This window comes from Paenibacillus sp. FSL M8-0212 (assembly GCF_038004645.1).
Lineage (GTDB): Bacteria > Bacillota > Bacilli > Paenibacillales > Paenibacillaceae > Paenibacillus.
Map to the genome: position 1 here is coordinate 4,707,258 of NZ_JBBORP010000001.1, position 17,246 is coordinate 4,724,503.

General features: G+C 46.2%; 15 protein-coding genes and 1 other annotated feature. Of the genes, 13 read left to right on the top strand and 2 right to left on the bottom strand.

Features of this window, described 5'->3' with window-relative positions:
• Nucleotides 1-3: 3 nt before the first annotated feature.
• The 5 genes from MKX68_RS20680 (at nucleotide 4) to MKX68_RS20700 (ending at nucleotide 6,544) form a co-directional block, all read left to right on the top strand.
• A complete protein-coding gene (locus MKX68_RS20680; RefSeq protein ID WP_260632824.1) occupies nucleotides 4-273 on the top strand; it encodes a YggT family protein in 270 nt (89 codons plus the stop codon).
• Nucleotides 274-288: 15 nt separating this feature from the next.
• Nucleotides 289-1,071, top strand: a complete 783-nt coding sequence (locus tag MKX68_RS20685; RefSeq protein WP_091014083.1) for a YlmH family RNA-binding protein — start codon at nucleotides 289-291, stop codon at nucleotides 1,069-1,071.
• Between the two features lie 239 nt (nucleotides 1,072-1,310).
• Nucleotides 1,311-1,820, top strand: coding sequence for a DivIVA domain-containing protein (locus MKX68_RS20690; protein ID WP_062835445.1), 510 nt, complete (start codon nucleotides 1,311-1,313; stop codon nucleotides 1,818-1,820).
• 57 nt (nucleotides 1,821-1,877) lie between these two features.
• Nucleotides 1,878-2,170, top strand: a binding site (T-box leader).
• A gap of 750 nt (nucleotides 2,171-2,920) precedes the next feature.
• Nucleotides 2,921-6,019 (top strand): isoleucine--tRNA ligase, encoded by a 3,099-nt coding sequence (gene ileS, locus MKX68_RS20695; protein ID WP_340913967.1) that lies wholly within the window; start codon nucleotides 2,921-2,923, stop codon nucleotides 6,017-6,019.
• A gap of 165 nt (nucleotides 6,020-6,184) precedes the next feature.
• Nucleotides 6,185-6,544 carry a DUF5665 domain-containing protein gene (locus MKX68_RS20700; RefSeq protein ID WP_017687319.1) on the top strand — a complete coding sequence of 120 codons (360 nt, stop codon included), beginning with the start codon at nucleotides 6,185-6,187 and terminating at the stop codon, nucleotides 6,542-6,544.
• Nucleotides 6,545-6,584: 40 nt separating this feature from the next.
• On the opposite strand, the gene MKX68_RS20705 is transcribed toward MKX68_RS20700, so the two are convergent.
• On the bottom strand, nucleotides 6,585-7,322 hold the full coding sequence (locus MKX68_RS20705) for a TraR/DksA C4-type zinc finger protein (RefSeq protein WP_338587951.1): 738 nt from the start codon (nucleotides 7,320-7,322) through the stop codon (nucleotides 6,585-6,587).
• Nucleotides 7,323-7,542: 220 nt separating this feature from the next.
• On the opposite strand from MKX68_RS20705, the gene lspA reads away from it, so the two are divergent.
• The 8 genes from lspA to MKX68_RS20745 all read left to right on the top strand — a co-directional run bounded on the left by lspA (nucleotide 7,543) and on the right by MKX68_RS20745 (nucleotide 14,089).
• The gene (gene lspA / locus MKX68_RS20710; protein WP_340913968.1) at nucleotides 7,543-8,037 is read left to right on the top strand and encodes a signal peptidase II; all 495 of its coding nucleotides are present in this window, start codon (nucleotides 7,543-7,545) and stop codon (nucleotides 8,035-8,037) included.
• Nucleotides 8,030-8,992: an RluA family pseudouridine synthase gene (locus tag MKX68_RS20715; RefSeq protein WP_370739101.1), complete on the top strand. Its 963-nt coding sequence runs from the start codon at nucleotides 8,030-8,032 to the stop codon at nucleotides 8,990-8,992. Before lspA ends, MKX68_RS20715 begins: the two co-directional genes overlap by 8 nt.
• A 110-nt stretch (nucleotides 8,993-9,102) precedes the next feature.
• Nucleotides 9,103-10,356, top strand: coding sequence for an LL-diaminopimelate aminotransferase (locus tag MKX68_RS20720; protein ID WP_036674844.1), 1,254 nt, complete (start codon nucleotides 9,103-9,105; stop codon nucleotides 10,354-10,356).
• 203 nt (nucleotides 10,357-10,559) lie between these two features.
• Complete coding sequence (locus MKX68_RS20725) at nucleotides 10,560-11,450, top strand: decaprenyl-phosphate phosphoribosyltransferase (protein ID WP_133386011.1); 891 nt, start codon at nucleotides 10,560-10,562, stop codon at nucleotides 11,448-11,450.
• A gap of 18 nt (nucleotides 11,451-11,468) precedes the next feature.
• Nucleotides 11,469-12,101 carry an HAD-IB family hydrolase gene (locus MKX68_RS20730; protein ID WP_036614827.1) on the top strand — a complete coding sequence of 211 codons (633 nt, stop codon included), beginning with the start codon at nucleotides 11,469-11,471 and terminating at the stop codon, nucleotides 12,099-12,101.
• Between the two features lie 26 nt (nucleotides 12,102-12,127).
• The gene (locus MKX68_RS20735; protein ID WP_197997836.1) at nucleotides 12,128-12,418 is read left to right on the top strand and encodes an EamA family transporter; all 291 of its coding nucleotides are present in this window, start codon (nucleotides 12,128-12,130) and stop codon (nucleotides 12,416-12,418) included.
• A 4-nt stretch (nucleotides 12,419-12,422) separates the two neighbouring features.
• Nucleotides 12,423-12,725 carry an EamA family transporter gene (locus tag MKX68_RS20740; protein ID WP_036614963.1) on the top strand — a complete coding sequence of 101 codons (303 nt, stop codon included), beginning with the start codon at nucleotides 12,423-12,425 and terminating at the stop codon, nucleotides 12,723-12,725.
• A gap of 59 nt (nucleotides 12,726-12,784) precedes the next feature.
• Entirely contained in the window at nucleotides 12,785-14,089 is a 1,305-nt protein-coding gene (locus tag MKX68_RS20745; RefSeq protein WP_340913969.1) for a DUF6080 domain-containing protein, read from the top strand.
• 91 nt (nucleotides 14,090-14,180) lie between these two features.
• Here MKX68_RS20745 and MKX68_RS20750 read toward each other — a convergent pair whose 3' ends face one another.
• Nucleotides 14,181-16,856, bottom strand: a complete 2,676-nt coding sequence (locus MKX68_RS20750; protein WP_340913970.1) for a YhgE/Pip domain-containing protein — start codon at nucleotides 16,854-16,856, stop codon at nucleotides 14,181-14,183.
• Nucleotides 16,857-17,246: the final 390 nt, after the last annotated feature.

The following is a 17,246-nucleotide window of genomic DNA, read 5'->3' on the forward strand; positions in this document are numbered from 1 at the left end:
CTTTTGTATCAGATTGAAAGCGTGTTGTACACGTTATACCAGATTTACTTTTACATGGTCATTGTCTACATATTGATGTCTTGGCTTCCCAATGCGCGGGAAAGCTTCATCGGTGAATGGCTGGGCAAATTAGTGGAACCATATCTAAGACCATTCCGTCGATTTATCCCCCCTTTGTTCGGTGTGCTGGATATTTCCCCGATTGTGGCGCTGATCGTTCTGCAACTCGCGCTTAATGGGCTGATCTCCATACTTCGATATTTTGTATATTAGGGTAGGGTGACATAGATGAGCGGTGAAATTTACGAACATTTTAGCCATGATGAGCGGGATTTCGTAGATAAAGCTTCGGATTGGGTTGAGCGGGCAGGTAAGTATCATGACATGAAGCTAACTGACTTCCTTGATCCAAGACAGGTTTTTATCTTACAGACTCTTGCCAATCGCCGTAACGACGTTCAGATTCGTCTGGATGGTGGTTACGAGGCTGCTGAACGCAAGCGTGCGTTGGTTGCACCTGATTATATGTATCTGGATGATGAGGATATGGGTATGCAGGTGCTCAGTATTACGTCTGATGATCAGAAAATCTCGGAGCTGGAGCATGGGGACTATATGGGTTCCCTGCTCGGGCTTGGGATGAAACGTGGAAAGATCGGGGATATCCAAGTGCTGGAGGACGGTTGCCATACAGTGGTGGCGGCGGAAACCGGCGCTTTTTTATCGCTTCAACTGAATCAGGTGCATCGGTTACATGTGTTCACAGAGTTACTTCCTTTGGATCAGATGCGATGGTCAGAGAGTAAACTGGAGACGATGGACATTACGGTTGCTTCGCTTCGTTTGGATGGAATCTGCGCAGATGTGTATCGGCTTAGTCGTAGTAAAGTGCTGGTGCCGATCAAAGCTGGTCGTTGCCGTGTGAACTGGAAAGTTGAGGAAGATCCCTCCAAATCGCTAAAAGCGGGTGATGTCGTATCCATTCAGGGATTTGGCCGTTTCAAGGTTATGGAACAGGATGGGATGACCAAAAAAGGGCGTTGCCGAGTGAAAATCGGCAAATTTGCCTGAGTCTGTTGCAGGAAAATCCGCTTTCTTGTCGAAATGTTTATCATAAAGGTGTAGAAAATACGCGGTGTATCCGATATACATTAAGTCAAAGCTTTATATGAACGTTGGAGGATGTAATTCTGATCCTGCATTCCGTATACGTTGCCAAGGTTAGGCATCAACGATACGGCCCCTTGGGTGGTACCCATATGCTGCAACCTTCTCTGCACGGGAAGGAACTTTAACAGGAGGTGGACAGCATGCCATTAACGCCGCTGGACATACACAACAAGGAATTTTCCCGACGTTTGCGCGGGTATGACGAGGATGAAGTCAATGAATTCCTGGATCAAGTCATCAAAGATTACGAAGGCGTCATTCGCGAGAACAAAGAGCTGAGCAATCAGTTGCTGTCCGTTCAGGAAAAGCTGGATCATTTTGCCACGATTGAAGAGACGCTTAGCAAAACGATCATCATTGCGCAGGAAGCTGCTGATGATGTGAAGAACAATGCGAAGAAAGAAGCGCAGTTGATCGTGAAGGAAGCAGAGAAAAATGCAGACCGGATCGTGAACGAATCGCTGGGCAAATCACGTAAAATTGCTTTGGAAGTGGAAGAACTGAAAAAGCAGGCATCGATTTATCGTGCCCGTTTCCGCACGCTTGTTGAAGCGCAGCTTGAACTGTTGACTCAGGATGGTTGGGAAGTGCTGGAGAGCCGGGAGCAGGAAGTGCGTGACCGTGAGCGGGAGATGAAAGAAATTTATTAGTCTGTCGCCTGGTTGACTTTTGTCTGCAAAGAGGCTATAACTATATTCATAATGAATAGTGATTCCATGACGGGTTCAGTACGTTATGATCTCATCCCTCAGAGAGTTGGTGGTTGGTGCAAACCAATGGATGAGTTATAGCCGAATATCTCCCCGGAGAAGTGACGCTGAAGCGGTGATCTTGATTGCCGTGTGTAAGCCGAACCGTAAGCCGTACGTTATAACGGCACCCTGCGGTAGTATAGCGGGGCATAAGCGCTGTTGATGACAGAGCATACCCAGGCTTGCCTGGATGTGGTTTGTGATGAACAGAATTAGGGTGGTAACGCGAGTATAGCCTCGTCCCTTTCCAGGGACGGGGCTTTTTTGTGTCCAAAAAAGGCGAACGCCCATGAGGCCCGAAGGGACCTCAAGGAGAGAGCCGCCCGCCGGGAAAGCGAAGCACCCGGCACACGGGTTTGGCCAAGGCAAACGTCCATGAGGCCCGAAGGGACCTCAAGGAGAGAGCCCACCCGCCGGGAGAGCGAAGCACCCGGCACAAGGGTTTCGCTAAGGCGAACGTGCATGAGGCCCGAAGGGACCTCAAGGAGAGAGCCGCCCGCCGGGAGAGCGAAGCGCCCGGCACAAGGGTTTCGCTAAGGCGAACGTGCATGAGGCCCGAAGGGACCTCAAGGAGAGAGCCGCCCGCCGGGAGAGCGAAGCGCCCGGCACAAGGGTTTCGCTAAGGCGAACGTCCATGAGGGCCGCAGGGACCTCAAGGAGAGAGCCGCCCGCCGGAAGAGCGAAGCGCCCGGCACAAGGGTTTCGCTAAGGCGAACGTCCATGAGGGCCGCAGGGACCTCAGGGACCTCAGGGAGAGAGCCACCCGCCTCGCGGTAAGGCCATGCGGCGTTCACGTAGGGAACAGCCGCAAAATGGCCGCCACTACGCACATCCACCCCTCGTCCATAAGCGCAACCGATCCCCCACCGACAACCCATCCCGGGTGTCCAGAGGGCGGAGCGCCTATGGGGTCCCCCTTGGCAAGGGGGATTTAGGGGGATTGAAACGCTTTTTGTGGACGGTCCACAATCCAACCAAAGAAAGGGAAGATAATCATCATGCAACGAGTTGACGTCAAAGAGAAGGCACGTGCCAGAGAATTACGCGTGTTAGATAAATGGAAAACGGAGAATACATTCAAAAGATCCATTGAAAACCGGGAGGGCAAGCCTAACTTCGTATTTTATGAAGGGCCGCCTACAGCAAACGGTAAACCACATATCGGTCACGTACTGGGACGTGTAATCAAGGATTTCGTTGGACGGTATAACACAATGAAGGGTTACCGTGTCGTTCGTAAAGCGGGCTGGGATACACACGGTCTGCCTGTAGAACTGGGTGTACAGAAGAAGCTTGGCATCTCCCACAAGTGGGAAATCGAAGATTACGGCGTGGAGAAATTCATTAACGAATGTAAAGCGAGTGTTTTCGAGTACGAGCAACAATGGCGTGATCTGACAGAAGGCATCGGATATTGGACGGATATGGATAACCCATACATCACTCTTGATAACAACTACATCGAGAGCGTATGGAACATCCTGGCGACGATCCACGAGAAAGGATTGCTGTATCGTGGTCACCGTGTGAGCCCGTATTGTCCGTCTTGTCAGACAACACTAAGTTCCCATGAAGTTGCACAAGGGTACAAAGACGTTAAAGATCTGAGTGCTACAGCGAAATTCAAACTGAATGACAGCGGAGAATTTGTACTCGCCTGGACGACAACACCTTGGACATTGCCTTCACACGTTGCACTTGCCGTGAATCCGGATATGGACTACTCCCGAGTTCGTCAAGGTGATGAAGTGTACATCATGGCAACCAATCTGGTTGAGAAAGTCATGAAAGATACCAAGGGTGAGTATGAAATCATTGGTGCACTGAAAGGTGCTGACCTGGTTGGCAAAACGTATGATCCTCCGTTCAACTACGTACAGGCTGAGAAGGCCAACATCATTCTGGGTGCAGGCTTTGTAACGGATGCAAGTGGTACGGGTATCGTACACATGGCTCCTGCCCATGGTGAAGATGACTACCGTGTATGTCGTGAGAATGGGATCAGTTTTGTGAACATGGTGGACTTGGAAGGTAAATTTGTCGCTGAGGTTACTGACTTTGCCGGACGTTTCGTGAAGGATTGTGACATTGATATCGTTCGCTATCTGTCCGAAAATGGACGTTTGTTCAGCAAAGAAAAATATGAGCACAGCTATCCATTCTGCTGGCGTTGTGATACACCGCTTCTGTACTATGCAATGGACAGTTGGTTTATCCAAACGACAGCCATCAAGGACCAATTGATTTCCAACAATAGTGAAGTGGACTGGTATCCGGGTCACATTCGTGAAGGTCGCTTCGGGAAATTCCTTGAGGATCTGGTGGATTGGAACATCAGCCGTGATCGTTATTGGGGAACTCCGCTGAACATCTGGGTGTGCGAGGAGACTGGCGAACAATTTGCTCCACACAGTATTGCAGAATTGCGTGCCCGTGCGGTAGGTGATGTGCCTGAGAATCTTGAATTGCATAAACCATATGTGGATGACGTTAAAGTCATGAGCTCTTGCGGCAAATATGAAATGAAACGTACACCGGAAGTGATTGATGTCTGGTTCGACAGCGGCTCCATGCCGTTTGCCCAGCAGCACTATCCATTTGAAAATAAAGAAGTATTTGAACAGCAGTATCCTGCTGATATGATCTGTGAGGGAATTGACCAGACACGTGGCTGGTTCTACAGCTTGCTGGCGGTTTCTACCCTTTTGACAGGCAAAGCGCCTTACAAAGCGGTTATGGCTACAGGACACGTTCTTGATGAGAACGGACAGAAGATGTCCAAATCCAAAGGTAACGTTATCGATCCTTGGGAAGTGATTGAAGAATACGGTACAGATGCATTCCGCTGGGCTTTGTTGTCTGACAGTGCACCGTGGAACAGCAAACGTTTCTCCAAAGGTATCGTAGGCGAAGCCAAATCCAAAATGGTGGATACGCTGGTTAACACCCATGCATTCCTGACGCTTTATGCGACCATTGATGGATTTGATCCACAGGAGCACCCGTTCCAACTGTCCGCCCACAAGCTGGATCGCTGGATTCTGTCGAGGTTGAACAGCTTGATCCTGGTTGTAGAAAAAGCGCTGTTGGTTAACGACTATCTAAACTCTTCCAAAGCGATTGAAGCATTTGTCGATGAGCTGAGTAACTGGTATATCCGTCGTTCCCGTGACCGGTTCTGGGGAAGTGGCCTGACAGAGGATAAACTGGACGCTTACCGTACATTGACTGAGGTATTGGTGACTACCGCGAAACTGGTTGCTCCGTTTACACCGATGCTTGCAGAAGATATCTATCTGAACCTTGCAACAGGTGAGAGTGTGCACATGGAAGACTATCCGGTAGCGAATGAAGCGCTGATTGATGCAGGACTGGAACAGGATATGGAGACGGCTCGCCGCGTGGTTGAACTTGCCCGTAACGTTCGTAACGAAACAGGCATCAAGACACGTCAGCCGCTGTCCGAATTGATCGTTTCTCTGGATAAAGGGTTTGACCTGGCAAGTTATGAAGAGATCATCAAGGAAGAGATCAATGTAAAAGGAATCCGTACGGAGCATAATGATGCGGAATTCGTTGACTTTACATTGAAGCTGAACCTGAAAGTTGCAGGTAAGAAATACGGTAAAAACGTAGGATTCCTGCAAAACTTCTTCAAGGGAATGACGGCCGATGAGACGCGTAAAGTGGTTTCGGAGGGTGTGCTGAACATCGTTTCTCCGGAAGGCGAAGAGCTGCAAGTGACGAGCGAAGAATTATTGGTTGATAAACAGGCCAAATCAGGCTTTGCTTCAGCATCAGGTTACGGTCTGACGGTTGCGCTCAATACCGAAATCACGCCAGCCTTGGAACAGGAAGGTTGGGTCCGTGAAGTGGTTCGTGCTGTGCAGGATACCCGGAAACGACTGGACCTGCCAATTGAGAAAAGAGTACGTTTGACACTGGATGTGGATGCATCCCTTCAGGAAGCTATTCAGGCGTTTGACGATGTGTTGCGTGAAAATGTTCTCGTAACTGAAGTTACATTTGGCTCGAATGAGTCCATGGAACGCGTTGAAGCCGGAGGCAAATCGATCGGTATTTACATCGAAGCGTAATTCGGAGCATGTCTCATTCAACAGGGATAGAATATAGAGTATAAACCAACGAGCCGCAGAGGCAGGGACATATTCCCTGGTTCTGGGCTCGTTTGTTTTTTAGGCAATAAGGCAATGATTCTATAGTGCAGTCAATCTATATTGATCAAAGGAACTGACCAAAACATGAGCGAACATGACAAGCAAACCGCATCCACTTCACAACAATCAACATCAGATAATCTAAATTCGCATGACAAAATTGAAGAGTTACATACCCTGACGAACCGTCTGGCGAATGAACTGGAGCGTTCACGAATTGCGCAATACACAGAATTGCTGAACAGGCCATGGAAATTGATTGGACTTAACCTGTTGTCTGGAGCCGCACGAGGTGTGGGGATTGCGATTGGGTTTACCTTTTTTGCAGCAACGATTATTTACGTTTTGCAGCTACTTGGGGCGCTCAATCTTCCCATTGTTGGAGATTACATCGCTGATATTGTGCGCATTGTCCAGCGCCAGCTTGATATGAACACATACTAAGCGATCAGCAGCGATTAAAGGTGAAGATATCAAAGTGCATTTAGTACATGTCATCCGTCTCCATATCCGGTTCTAACAGACCATCGCCTTCACGGTTCTCCAGGTACTGGCGATATTGTCGATTACGCACGATGGAGACGTCATGACCATAGATGTCCGTGGCAACAAAGCTTTCGTACGCTTCAACGCAGCCTTCCACTTCATCGGTGGCTTCAATCGCCATAACATCATAGCTGTCGATATCACGTCCTTCAGCCATGGCTGGTGAGTTCGATGTGCCCCAGCTTTCAACAATCTGCCAGGTGTCTTCACCATCGAAGCCATTTTGATCATCACGCTCGTCCAGACTGGTTCGACCAAATGCCGGGGCGAGGAATTCTTCCTCTACAGGACGGTTCTCAGAGACAACGGTTTCCGGTTGATGTTTTTTGCAGTATTTGGTGTAGGGAACAGCTTCCATGCGTTCATAAGGGATGGGTTGCTGGCAGACCGCACATGTACCGTAATGTCCTTCTTCGATGGAGTGCAGTGCAGAATCGATTCGTTCCAATTGGAATTCATCATGTTCAAGCAGGGAAATATCTTTCTCGCGTTCATACACCTCCGTGGCTAAGTCCCCAGGATGGTTATCAATCGGTGATAGTTCACCTGTCTGTAGTTTAAGGGAGTCTCCAAGGCCATAATGTTCGTTTTCCGACAGTCTATGTTCAATATCACGCTTATCGGACATCAGTTGGGAACGTAAAAATTGCAGTTGTTCGTTAGTAAAATGTGACATGATTTTCCCCTTTCTGCGTTCATGCTGGAATCCGGATTTTGACTCTAATGTAGGATGTGCCATTGAGGGCAAGATTACAGAAGGGAAATGTTATCGTTTTTGCCATCAACATTGCGATGTAGGCGTCGTGGACGATTTCCAAACAGCTGTGCTACAATAAACAAGTCCGGCGTAATGCTGGTATCGTTTGGAAAAGACAAGAACGGAGTGACAAACAAACGTGGTGTATTATATCTTCGCTTTTATCGTATTTTTATTGGATCAGGGAACCAAGTATCTGATTGCAACCCGGATGGAACTCAGAGAAGAAATTCCGGTCATCGGCAATTTCTTTGTCATCACATCACATCGTAACTCAGGAGCAGCATTTGGCATTTTGCAAGACCAGCGTTGGTTCTTTATCGTGGTTACGTTGATTGTGGTCGTTGCCTTGATTTGGTATTTGCAAAAGGTAAAAGATACCCCGCACAAATTGCTGCCTGTGGCGCTTAGTTTGGTGCTTGGTGGAGCAATTGGCAACTTCCTTGACCGGGCATTAACCGGAGAAGTTGTAGATTTTGTACAACTTAATTTCGGAAGTTACACGTTCCCCATTTTCAACATCGCTGATTCAGCAATCTGCATCGGTGTAGCGTTGATCATTGTGGAGACGTTGCTTGAAGGACGGCGCGAAAAAGCAGCCGCGAAGATTGAAGGGAATGAACATCATGAGTAATCCGAATAAGGAACAGATTAACGACGAAGAACTAATGAATGGCAATGAACGTATGGAATGGACCGTTGCCGCTGAACATAAAAAAGAACGAATTGACAAATATATTACGGAAGCTGTGGATAACGTATCTCGCTCCCAGGTTCAATTGTGGATCGGAGACGGGATGGTTACGGTAAATGGTGCTGTTGTCAAAGCCAATGCCAAGTTATCCGAAGGTGATCTTGTTGAACTACAGATTCCTGAACCGGCTGCCGTTGAGATCGTTGCCGAAGATATTCCGCTGGAAGTGGTATATGAAGACAGCGACCTGATCGTGATTAACAAACAGCGTGGTCTTGTGGTGCATCCGGCACCAGGACATACGTCGGGTACGCTCGTTAATGCACTTATGCATCACTGCAAAGACCTCTCGGGTATTAATGGGGAGTTACGTCCTGGTATTGTGCATCGTATCGATAAGGATACATCCGGTCTGATCATGGCTGCCAAGAACGATCGTGCTCATGCATCACTGGCTGCTCAGTTGAAGGAACATACGGTGAACAGACGGTATATTGCGCTCGTTCATGGTCATCTTAATCATGATCAAGGCACCATTGATGCACCGATTGGACGCGATACCAATGACCGCAAAATGTATACGGTCACAGAACGTAACAGTAAACATGCCGTTACGCATTTTACCGTTACAGAGCGAATTAATGATTACACCTTGCTGGAATTGAAACTGGAGACAGGACGTACTCACCAGATTCGGGTTCACATGAAATTTATTGGTCACCCGCTTGTAGGAGATCCAACTTATGGACGGAATAAAGGCATCAAAATGCAAGGACAGGCTCTTCATGCGGCTATTCTTGGATTTGTGCATCCAACAACGGGAGAATACCTTGAATTTTCAGCTCCGATTCCGCAAGATATGGAAGACGTGCTTGCCTCGCTGCGCAGTCGTTAACAGTTCCAAGAAAGTACAAATGTTCGGATACTTTGTCCATGGCTTTGATCACGCAAATGCTTCATATTAAAGTGTAGAAATTTGCGTCAAATGAGGAGATGAACAACGTTATGAGTATCGATAAATATCAAGAAACTTACATTCAGACTAATTTTGCCGACCGTATCGGTGGCTCCAACTATGGTAAAGACACGAACATTTATAAATTCGAGAAAATCAAACGTGCCAAAGCTTCGGCCAAAAAAGATTTTCCCGATGTGGAACTGATCGACCTTGGTGTAGGTGAACCGGACGAAATGGCGGATGCAGGCATTGTAGCTGCACTTGCAGAAGAAGCTTCCAGACCTGAGAACCGTGGTTATGCCGATAATGGTATTCCTGAATTCAAGGCTGCTGCTGCTTCTTACCTGAAAAACGTATTCAACGTAGAAGGTATCGATGCAGATACTGAGATCGTACACTCCATTGGTTCCAAACCGGCTTTGGCGATGATGCCTTCATGCTTCATCAATCCGGGTGATGTGACGATCATGACCGTTCCAGGTTACCCGGTTATGGGTACACATACGAAGTATCTGGGTGGAGAAGTGTTCAACATCCAGTTGACGAAAGAGAACAACTTCTTGCCTGATCTGACGGCTATCCCGGAAGACATCGCAAAACGTGCGAAGTTGCTCTACCTGAACTATCCGAACAACCCAACAGGCGCAAGCGCGACGGTGGAGTTCTTCACTGAAGTTGTGGAATGGGCTAAGAAATACAATGTTGTGGTTGTACATGATGCTCCATATGCAGCATTGACGTATGATGGCAAAAAACCGTTCAGCTTCCTGTCGGTACCTGGTGCGAAGGATGTTGGCGTAGAGCTGCACTCTCTATCCAAGTCCTACAACATGACGGGTTGGAGAATCGGATTTGTAGCGGGTAACCCGCTTGTAGTCAAAGCATTCAGTGACGTGAAGGACAACAATGACTCCGGTCAGTTCATCGCGATTCAAAAGGCTGCTGCTTACGGATTGAATCACCCTGAAATTACGGAAAAAATTGCAGAGAAATATTCCCGTCGTCACGACATGCTCGTTGCCGCGTTGAACGAACTGGGCTTCCAGGCTGAAAAACCTAAAGGTTCATTCTTCCTGTATGTTGAAGCACCAAAAGGTGTGGTTGGCGGACGTCGCTTCGAATCAGGCGAAGATTTCTCCCAATTCCTGATCCGTGAGAAACTGATCTCATCCGTACCTTGGGATGATGCGGGTAACTTTGTTCGTTTCTCCGTAACCTTTGAAGCGAAGGGTGAAGAAGAAGAGAAACGTGTTATTGCTGAGATCAAACGTCGTCTGAGCGACGTGCAATTCGAATTTTAAATGTAGTACCCTATAGATTAAACATGTGAAAACGAAGAGACCGGTAACGGTCTCTTTTTTTATGCCCATATTAGATTTTTTTCATTTACTCCCTTTACAAAATTATACAAGCAACATATGATTAGATCTTTACGTTATTTGTTATATACAGAAGTTGTTTTTGAAGGGAGTTATTACAATTGTTATCATCACGAACGAGTACGGTGTCCTCACCGGCTACAGGAACAGGCAGTACAGTGTCAGGATTATTCAGATTGTTAAGACCCAAACAGTGGACTAAAAATCTGCTGTTATTTGCTGCGTTACTATTCTCTTTTGAGGAGATTCGGACGGAAACCATTCTTGCGACGTTGCTCGGTTTTATTCTATTTAGCCTCGTTGCAGGCTGTGTGTATATTTTAAATGACTTTGTAGACCGGGACAGGGATCGACAGCATCCGGTGAAAAAGTATCGTCCTATGGCTTCTGGGCAGGTGAATCCGAGTCATGCTTTGTTGTTTGGCATTATTCTATTAATCCTTTCCGTAGGAACGGCCTTCATGATGAACCCTCTATTCGGGGTGTTATGTATCGTCTATTTCCTGTTGAATGTATCTTATTCATTTGTGCTGAAACATCTCGTTATCCTGGATATGATGACTATTGCAGCCGGGTTTGTACTTCGTGCCATTGCAGGTGGTGTGTTGATCCATGTGCCATTCACACCGTGGTTTTTGATCTGTACAATGCTGTTGTCGTTATTTCTGGCCATTGGCAAACGCAGAAATGAACTTACGTTGCTTGAGGGAAATACGGGATCACACCGTAAGGTTTTGGATAACTACTCCATTACATTACTGGATCAATTCAATACGATTGTGACGACAGCTACGATTATCAGTTATTCCCTGTTCACATTCACTTCAGATCGAACCATTCATCTCATGTGGACGATTCCATTGGTCATTTATGGCATGTTCCGTTACCTGTATCTGATCCACATGAAGAACCAGGGAGGTTCGCCCGATCGGGTGCTGTTTGAGGACAAGCCCATATTAATTACGGTTATGTTGTATGTGATAAGTGTTGTTACAATCTTTGCTATCTTTGAATAAAGGCTGAGGGGGATCAGGGTGAAAAGCACGAAAGTCGCCATTTTTGATATTGATAAAACGATCATACGCAGTGATTCCATGTTTCAATTTGTGCATTACGGTGTTCGCCGTTACCCGTGGCAGGTATGGAGATTACCTGTCATCGCATTACATACCGTGTTATTCAAGGCAGGCTTCATGACGGTTGAACAAGTCAAACGATCCTACTTTCAAGAGATTGAGCGTATGTCTGAAAAAGATCTCGAACATTTCTTTGATACTCGTTTGCGTACGTCCATTTTTGCCGAGGCCAGTGTAGAGATGCAACATCGTAAAGAAGCAGGCTATCATGTCTTACTGGTAACTGCATCTCCGCATGCCTATATGAAATACTTTAATAATTTCCCCTGGGTGGATCATGTAATTGGAACTGAACTTGTCCGTCATGAGAATGGTTACACATGCAGAGTTGATGGCAGCAATTGCAAAGGGGAAGAGAAGGTACGCCGAATTCAGGCTTATCTGAGTGAGAAGAATATGGTCATTGATTATGACCAGTCATGTTCCTACTCGGACTCCTTATCCGACCTTCCAGTCATGCAGCTAGTGAGTCAACGATACTTTATTAACAAGCGTGTTCCGGACATGGAGGCATTAACGTGGGGGAAATAAAATCGCGTCATACTGGTAAATGGTTGATGCTCGTTTCCGCATTTCTGACAGCAACGGGTCAATTGTTCTGGAAATGGGGATTAACCGAGTGGATCTACCTGGGTGTTGGTTTTCTGTGTTATGGACTTGGAGCGATTTTGATGATTAAAGCTTTTGCTCTGGAAAAACTCTCTGTTGCTTATCCTCTGATGTGTGCCAGCTACGTATTTGCCTTAATCTATGGATACTTTTTGCTTGGGGAAGAAATTACGGTGCAGAAGCTGGCAGCAGTTGTGTTGCTTGGAATCGGGGTGACATTAACCAGTGTTGATCGATAGCTGGATGGTTGCCGTATTAATTGTCATGACGTTGTGTGGTGCACTGGGCGGGGCCGGACTGAAAGCTTATGCATCCAGTCGCAATCGTCTGCATGTACTCATGGGACTTGGATTCTACGGAACGGGTGCGTTGCTGAATATTGTATTGCTAAAGTTTCTTCCATTAACCGTAGTGTTGCCTGCGAACGCATTAACATATGTTTGGACTCTCATCATAGCGCGACTGGTATTTAAAGAGACGGTGGGCCCTTTACGCTGGATAGGTGTGGCATGTATTATGGGTGGCCTATGTTTATTGGTGTTCTGAGTTGAACTAAAGATTATTTACACGAGCACTATAAAATTTATTGGATGTGAAATGAAAGCATGAACTTTTTAGATTACTTATTTTATAATCGCAGAGCCAACTGGACAGCCTTTTACCTGTTTGCAGGATTTGCTTTGTTCTATGGTTTAATGAACGGCTCGTATATTCTGTACATTGAAAATAATGCAGAGATGCTTGGGAAGTATACCCCATTTAATACAACGCTGTTTCCAATCAATTTATTCAACTTTGATCCTTCAATGTATTATGGGGACAACAGTTCTTCCGTGATCCATCCGCTGATCTCCTTTCTCGCAGTCACCCTTGCGGCTGTAGCGAAACTGCTGGGAGGCAACTGGTTCTTCTTAATCCTGCAATCGCTGATTAATGCGGGTTCAGTGGTGCTGGCGTATCTGTTCCTGAGTCAAAAAGAAGATAAACCAACCATTGTACCGCTGTTGTTCGCCTTACTGTTTGGTTTCAGTTCCTACCTGATGTATACCGCGTTGATCCCGGATTCGTATCCGTATGTACAGTTTGTTATTCTGTTCTCAGTGGTTTACATGCAGTATACTCGTGAGCGTCAAGACGTACGATATGTACCCAATGCATTGATTGCGTCCATTAACTTTGGACTAACCTCGACCAATATCGTACCATTTGCTGCTGCCACATTCTTCAATATGCATGCATGGCGCAATAAGGCAAATTTGAAAAAATACATCGGCATCATGGCACTGGCGGTTCTGATCATCGTCGTATTAACTGGTATTCAGTATGTTGCCTTTGGAGGCCGCAGCTGGGTTAGTAACTGGCTGTTGGGCATTCAAAATGGTGGAACTAGCTATGCAACGCCATTCCAGTTTGCTATTCATTGGAGAGCGTTGAACATGCTAACTATTAATCCGATGCTGACACCGAAGATGCATTTACTGGACCCGGGCATGGCAGCCTTTGTTACGGATCTATCCCGTTCCAATCCAATCTATGTGCAGATTACAGGTATCTTTATTTTACTACTGGCATTCATGGGCTTCATTAAGGGCATTCGTGAACGTGAAGTATGGACCCTTGTGCCATATATTATGTTTGCCTTTTTGCTTCATGTAGCCGTGGGCTTTGGATTGGCTGTATTTCAATATGATATGTACCTGTATGCGGGGCATTATCTGTTTGCGTTCTTCCTGTTGGGTGGAGGTTTTGTCATCAGCCTTCGTCCGGGATTGGGGAAAAAAGTGGTTATAGGCATAATTATGTTATGTATTATCGTTACGGCGAGTAACAACATCTATCGCCATGTCGAAACATTAACAACAATCAAGCAATCCTATGATCAATTGGAACAGGAACGCTCAGTGAAATAATCAAAGGGTATCGATTTATATAAGAAAATAAAAAAAGGCCATTGGATGGAAAGTCCAATGGTCTTTTCTTATTTAGTGTCGAGCAGATGAGTTAAGCAATAATTTTGGTCTTCTTGGCATTCTCGGCTGAACGTTTGGTGAGACTGCTGAGTGGACGTTTCAAAGCGAGAGCAACAATGAGACTCAGCGCAATGAACATACACAACCACAGAATATCCTTGATGGCAGTAGACCACAATATACCGCCGACCGACTCACGCAGCAGACTGATTGCATACGTGAAGGGCATGAACGGATTCAATGCCTGGAAAAAGGGTGATGTCATGCTGATTGGGAACGTACCGCCTGAGCTGGAGAACTGGAACACCATGAAGATGATAGCGATCCCTTTTCCGATATTCCCAAAAACGGACAGCAGGGTGTACGTTATGGTGACAAATACGGCACTCACCAGCATGGCAAACAGGACAAACCACAGTTTATCTGCGACATAGGTACCCAGGATTAAAATATCTCCCAGGGTGACGCATATCGCCTGAAGTAATCCAATGGTTAGAAAAGTAGCGAGACGTCCAAGATATAACTCATATCCCCGGAACTTGCCCTCTGGATTCTCAGCTTCGGCACGAAGCAGAGAAATCAGCAGTGTTGAGCCAACCCACAAGGACAGCACGCCATAAAATGGTGACATGGCCGATCCGTAATTCGGAATCGGGTAAAGCTGTTGTTCCTTGATTTTCACCGGACTTGCAAGGAAAGCACTCTCTTCTTCGATATCGCCGCGCAGAAGTTTGGCAAGCTCGGCAAACTGGTTATTACCTTCGACTTCCCTAAGTTTGTCTGCAGCCTTGCTGATGGCACTTTCCAATGCTGGCAGATCATCACGTACCAGCGTGGCAACACGATGTACTCCTTTTTCGACCTCCGGAAGCTGGTTCTGAACAAAATCGGATGCCTTGCCTATCTGTTTCTCGGCATTAGGCAGATCATTACGAACAAAATCAGCCGCTTCGTTCAGTTTGGTTCCCAGCTTGGGCAGATCATTTCGAATTAATGAAGACACGGTGTTCAAAGCTTGGATAAAACCTTCACTTTTGTTCGCGAGTGTTTCTGATATCTCATGGATCTTAGATTGTATTTGAGGCAAGTCGCTCTGGATTTTTGTCAACTCGGTCTGCCCAAACGTAATCCCTTCTTTGGCCGATGCAAGAATGTCCGCAATATCAGGAATTCGATCTTTTGCACCTTGTAGAGTTTCTGCTGAAGTGGAGAGGATAGACCTGAGCTTATCCGCACCAGCTGCAAGTGCAGGCGATATTTCACTTTCATAGGTGTTTAAGATATTGCCAATCCCGCTGCTAATGTCCTTCGAGAGCGCATTTAACTGAGCGATGACGTCTGTCGGCGGAGTTGTATTGCGACGAATGGCATCACTGATAATCCCAGCCAAGCGGATTTGCAACTGAAGTTTATCTGAAACGGAGTTCAGCTGCGTAATTTTATCAGCAAGTGGATGGCTTGGGAGCAAGTTGTCTATTTTGCCCAGTAGTTCTGCCATACTGTCGACTAGTTTTACCGCAATCCCTAAACGCGAAGCAATCCGGTCGAGATCTTCTGCTGTAGGAAGGTTTTCGAGATCCGAATTTTGCAATTGTGCAAATACGTCTCCAGCAGCGTTAGTAATTTGCTGCACCAGCAGTAGATTTTGGCGGATCGTTGGGCCAATAGCCTGAAACGCTTCTTCACTAGAATCTACAAATTGATTCAAGCCTTGGGCCAGCTCAATCCCGTTGCCAGCGATTTGTGATACTTTGTCCAGATCTTGTTCTGCGGCCGTTACGATAGACAGAGCTTTGTTGGTTTTATCCAGGGCTGTTTGGATGACACCGGACACCTGACCAAAGTTTTCATCGACTTCTCGAATGCGTTCTACTGCTTTTTGTATATCAGGTATCCGCCCTTGAATAGCTAGCACTTCGGAAGCCGCATCATTAATTTGTGGCCAATACTCCTGCACCTTGAGCACATACTGTGCCGCTTCATTGATTTCAGGCAGTTTTTTCTCGATTTCAACGATCTTTTGAGCATCTTTTACAATCTCAGGCATGGCTTTTTCCACTTCCAGTACCTTTTGACCTGCGGCTTGAATGGCCGGGAGATTTTTCTCCAGTGTGAAAATGCCATTCTCCATCTTGCGCAAAGTTGGAAGCTGGGCGTTAATTTCAACCCCGGCTTCCTTCAACTTGGTTAGAACGGCCTCACTGACGGCTTCAGTGAAGTTTTCATTGATTTGTGTTGTTATGGCAGATACACCAGAGCCTGTGATTTTAGGAGCAATGGCATTCACCTTCTCATTAACGGTATAGATCACCTCTGGGCGCTCCAGCTTTCCGTCAACGATACCTGTAATTTTGGATGAAAAGTCTCCGGGAATGAGCAGGCTTGCATAATAATCTCCAGTCTGTACACCCCGACTAGCCTCAGCCCGATCTACAAAAGTCCAGCCCAGCTTTTCGTTATGTTTGAGGCTGGATACCAGTTCGTCTCCGATATTAACATTGGTTCCTGCAACAGTCGCACCCTCGTCCTCGGTTGTCACTGCAATTTTGATCCCCTGGGTGTTACTGTACGGATCCCATACGGACTTCACGTTGACCCAGTCATACACCCCGGGCAGTAAAATAATAGCCACAATTAGAAATATCCCTGTGGGAACCTTCAGAATATGTAACCAGTCTGTTTTGTAAATGTGCCAAATGTGACGCATGACTTCCTCCTAAATGTACATAAATGTAGGGCGTATCTTATTTCTATGACGCATATTTGTGAATCTTATGTATATCGGCATTATTGCAGCATCTATGAATGGGTTCATGTTTATAAACTGTACCCATTTCAATTGGACCTAATGCAGAGCTTTCATATATTGCGTAAATGAAACTCACCGTTTCTTCTAAAAAGAAGTGTTTTGTCTCTACATAAGCATCTTCAAAGGTTTATTCTGGTTATATCAAATTTCTCATTTGCCTATGGATAAATATGCAGAAATGTTGTATAATTATGAGTAACCAATGAGATGTATTGTGCATGGATGTTTTTCAGCCTAACTGCTGATTCTAAGAAGAACGTAGCAGAGGGTTTTCACCTGCGATGGTGA

Bases quoted from the DNA above. Each gene is read 5' to 3' on its own strand.
- MKX68_RS20690 (WP_062835445.1), top strand. From the start codon at position 1,311: ATGCCATTAACGCCGCTGGACATACACAACAAGGAATTTTCCCGACGT.
- MKX68_RS20720 (WP_036674844.1), top strand. From the start codon at position 9,103: ATGAGTATCGATAAATATCAAGAAACTTACATTCAGACTAATTTTGCC.
- MKX68_RS20740 (WP_036614963.1), top strand. From the start codon at position 12,423: ATGGTTGCCGTATTAATTGTCATGACGTTGTGTGGTGCACTGGGCGGG.
- ileS (WP_340913967.1), top strand. From the start codon at position 2,921: ATGCAACGAGTTGACGTCAAAGAGAAGGCACGTGCCAGAGAATTACGC.
- MKX68_RS20700 (WP_017687319.1), top strand. From the start codon at position 6,185: ATGAGCGAACATGACAAGCAAACCGCATCCACTTCACAACAATCAACA.
- MKX68_RS20705 (WP_338587951.1), bottom strand. From the start codon at position 7,322: ATGTCACATTTTACTAACGAACAACTGCAATTTTTACGTTCCCAACTG.
- MKX68_RS20745 (WP_340913969.1), top strand. From the start codon at position 12,785: ATGAACTTTTTAGATTACTTATTTTATAATCGCAGAGCCAACTGGACA.
- MKX68_RS20735 (WP_197997836.1), top strand. From the start codon at position 12,128: ATGCTCGTTTCCGCATTTCTGACAGCAACGGGTCAATTGTTCTGGAAA.
- MKX68_RS20750 (WP_340913970.1), bottom strand. From the start codon at position 16,856: ATGCGTCACATTTGGCACATTTACAAAACAGACTGGTTACATATTCTG.
- MKX68_RS20685 (WP_091014083.1), top strand. From the start codon at position 289: ATGAGCGGTGAAATTTACGAACATTTTAGCCATGATGAGCGGGATTTC.
- MKX68_RS20715 (WP_370739101.1), top strand. From the start codon at position 8,030: ATGAGTAATCCGAATAAGGAACAGATTAACGACGAAGAACTAATGAAT.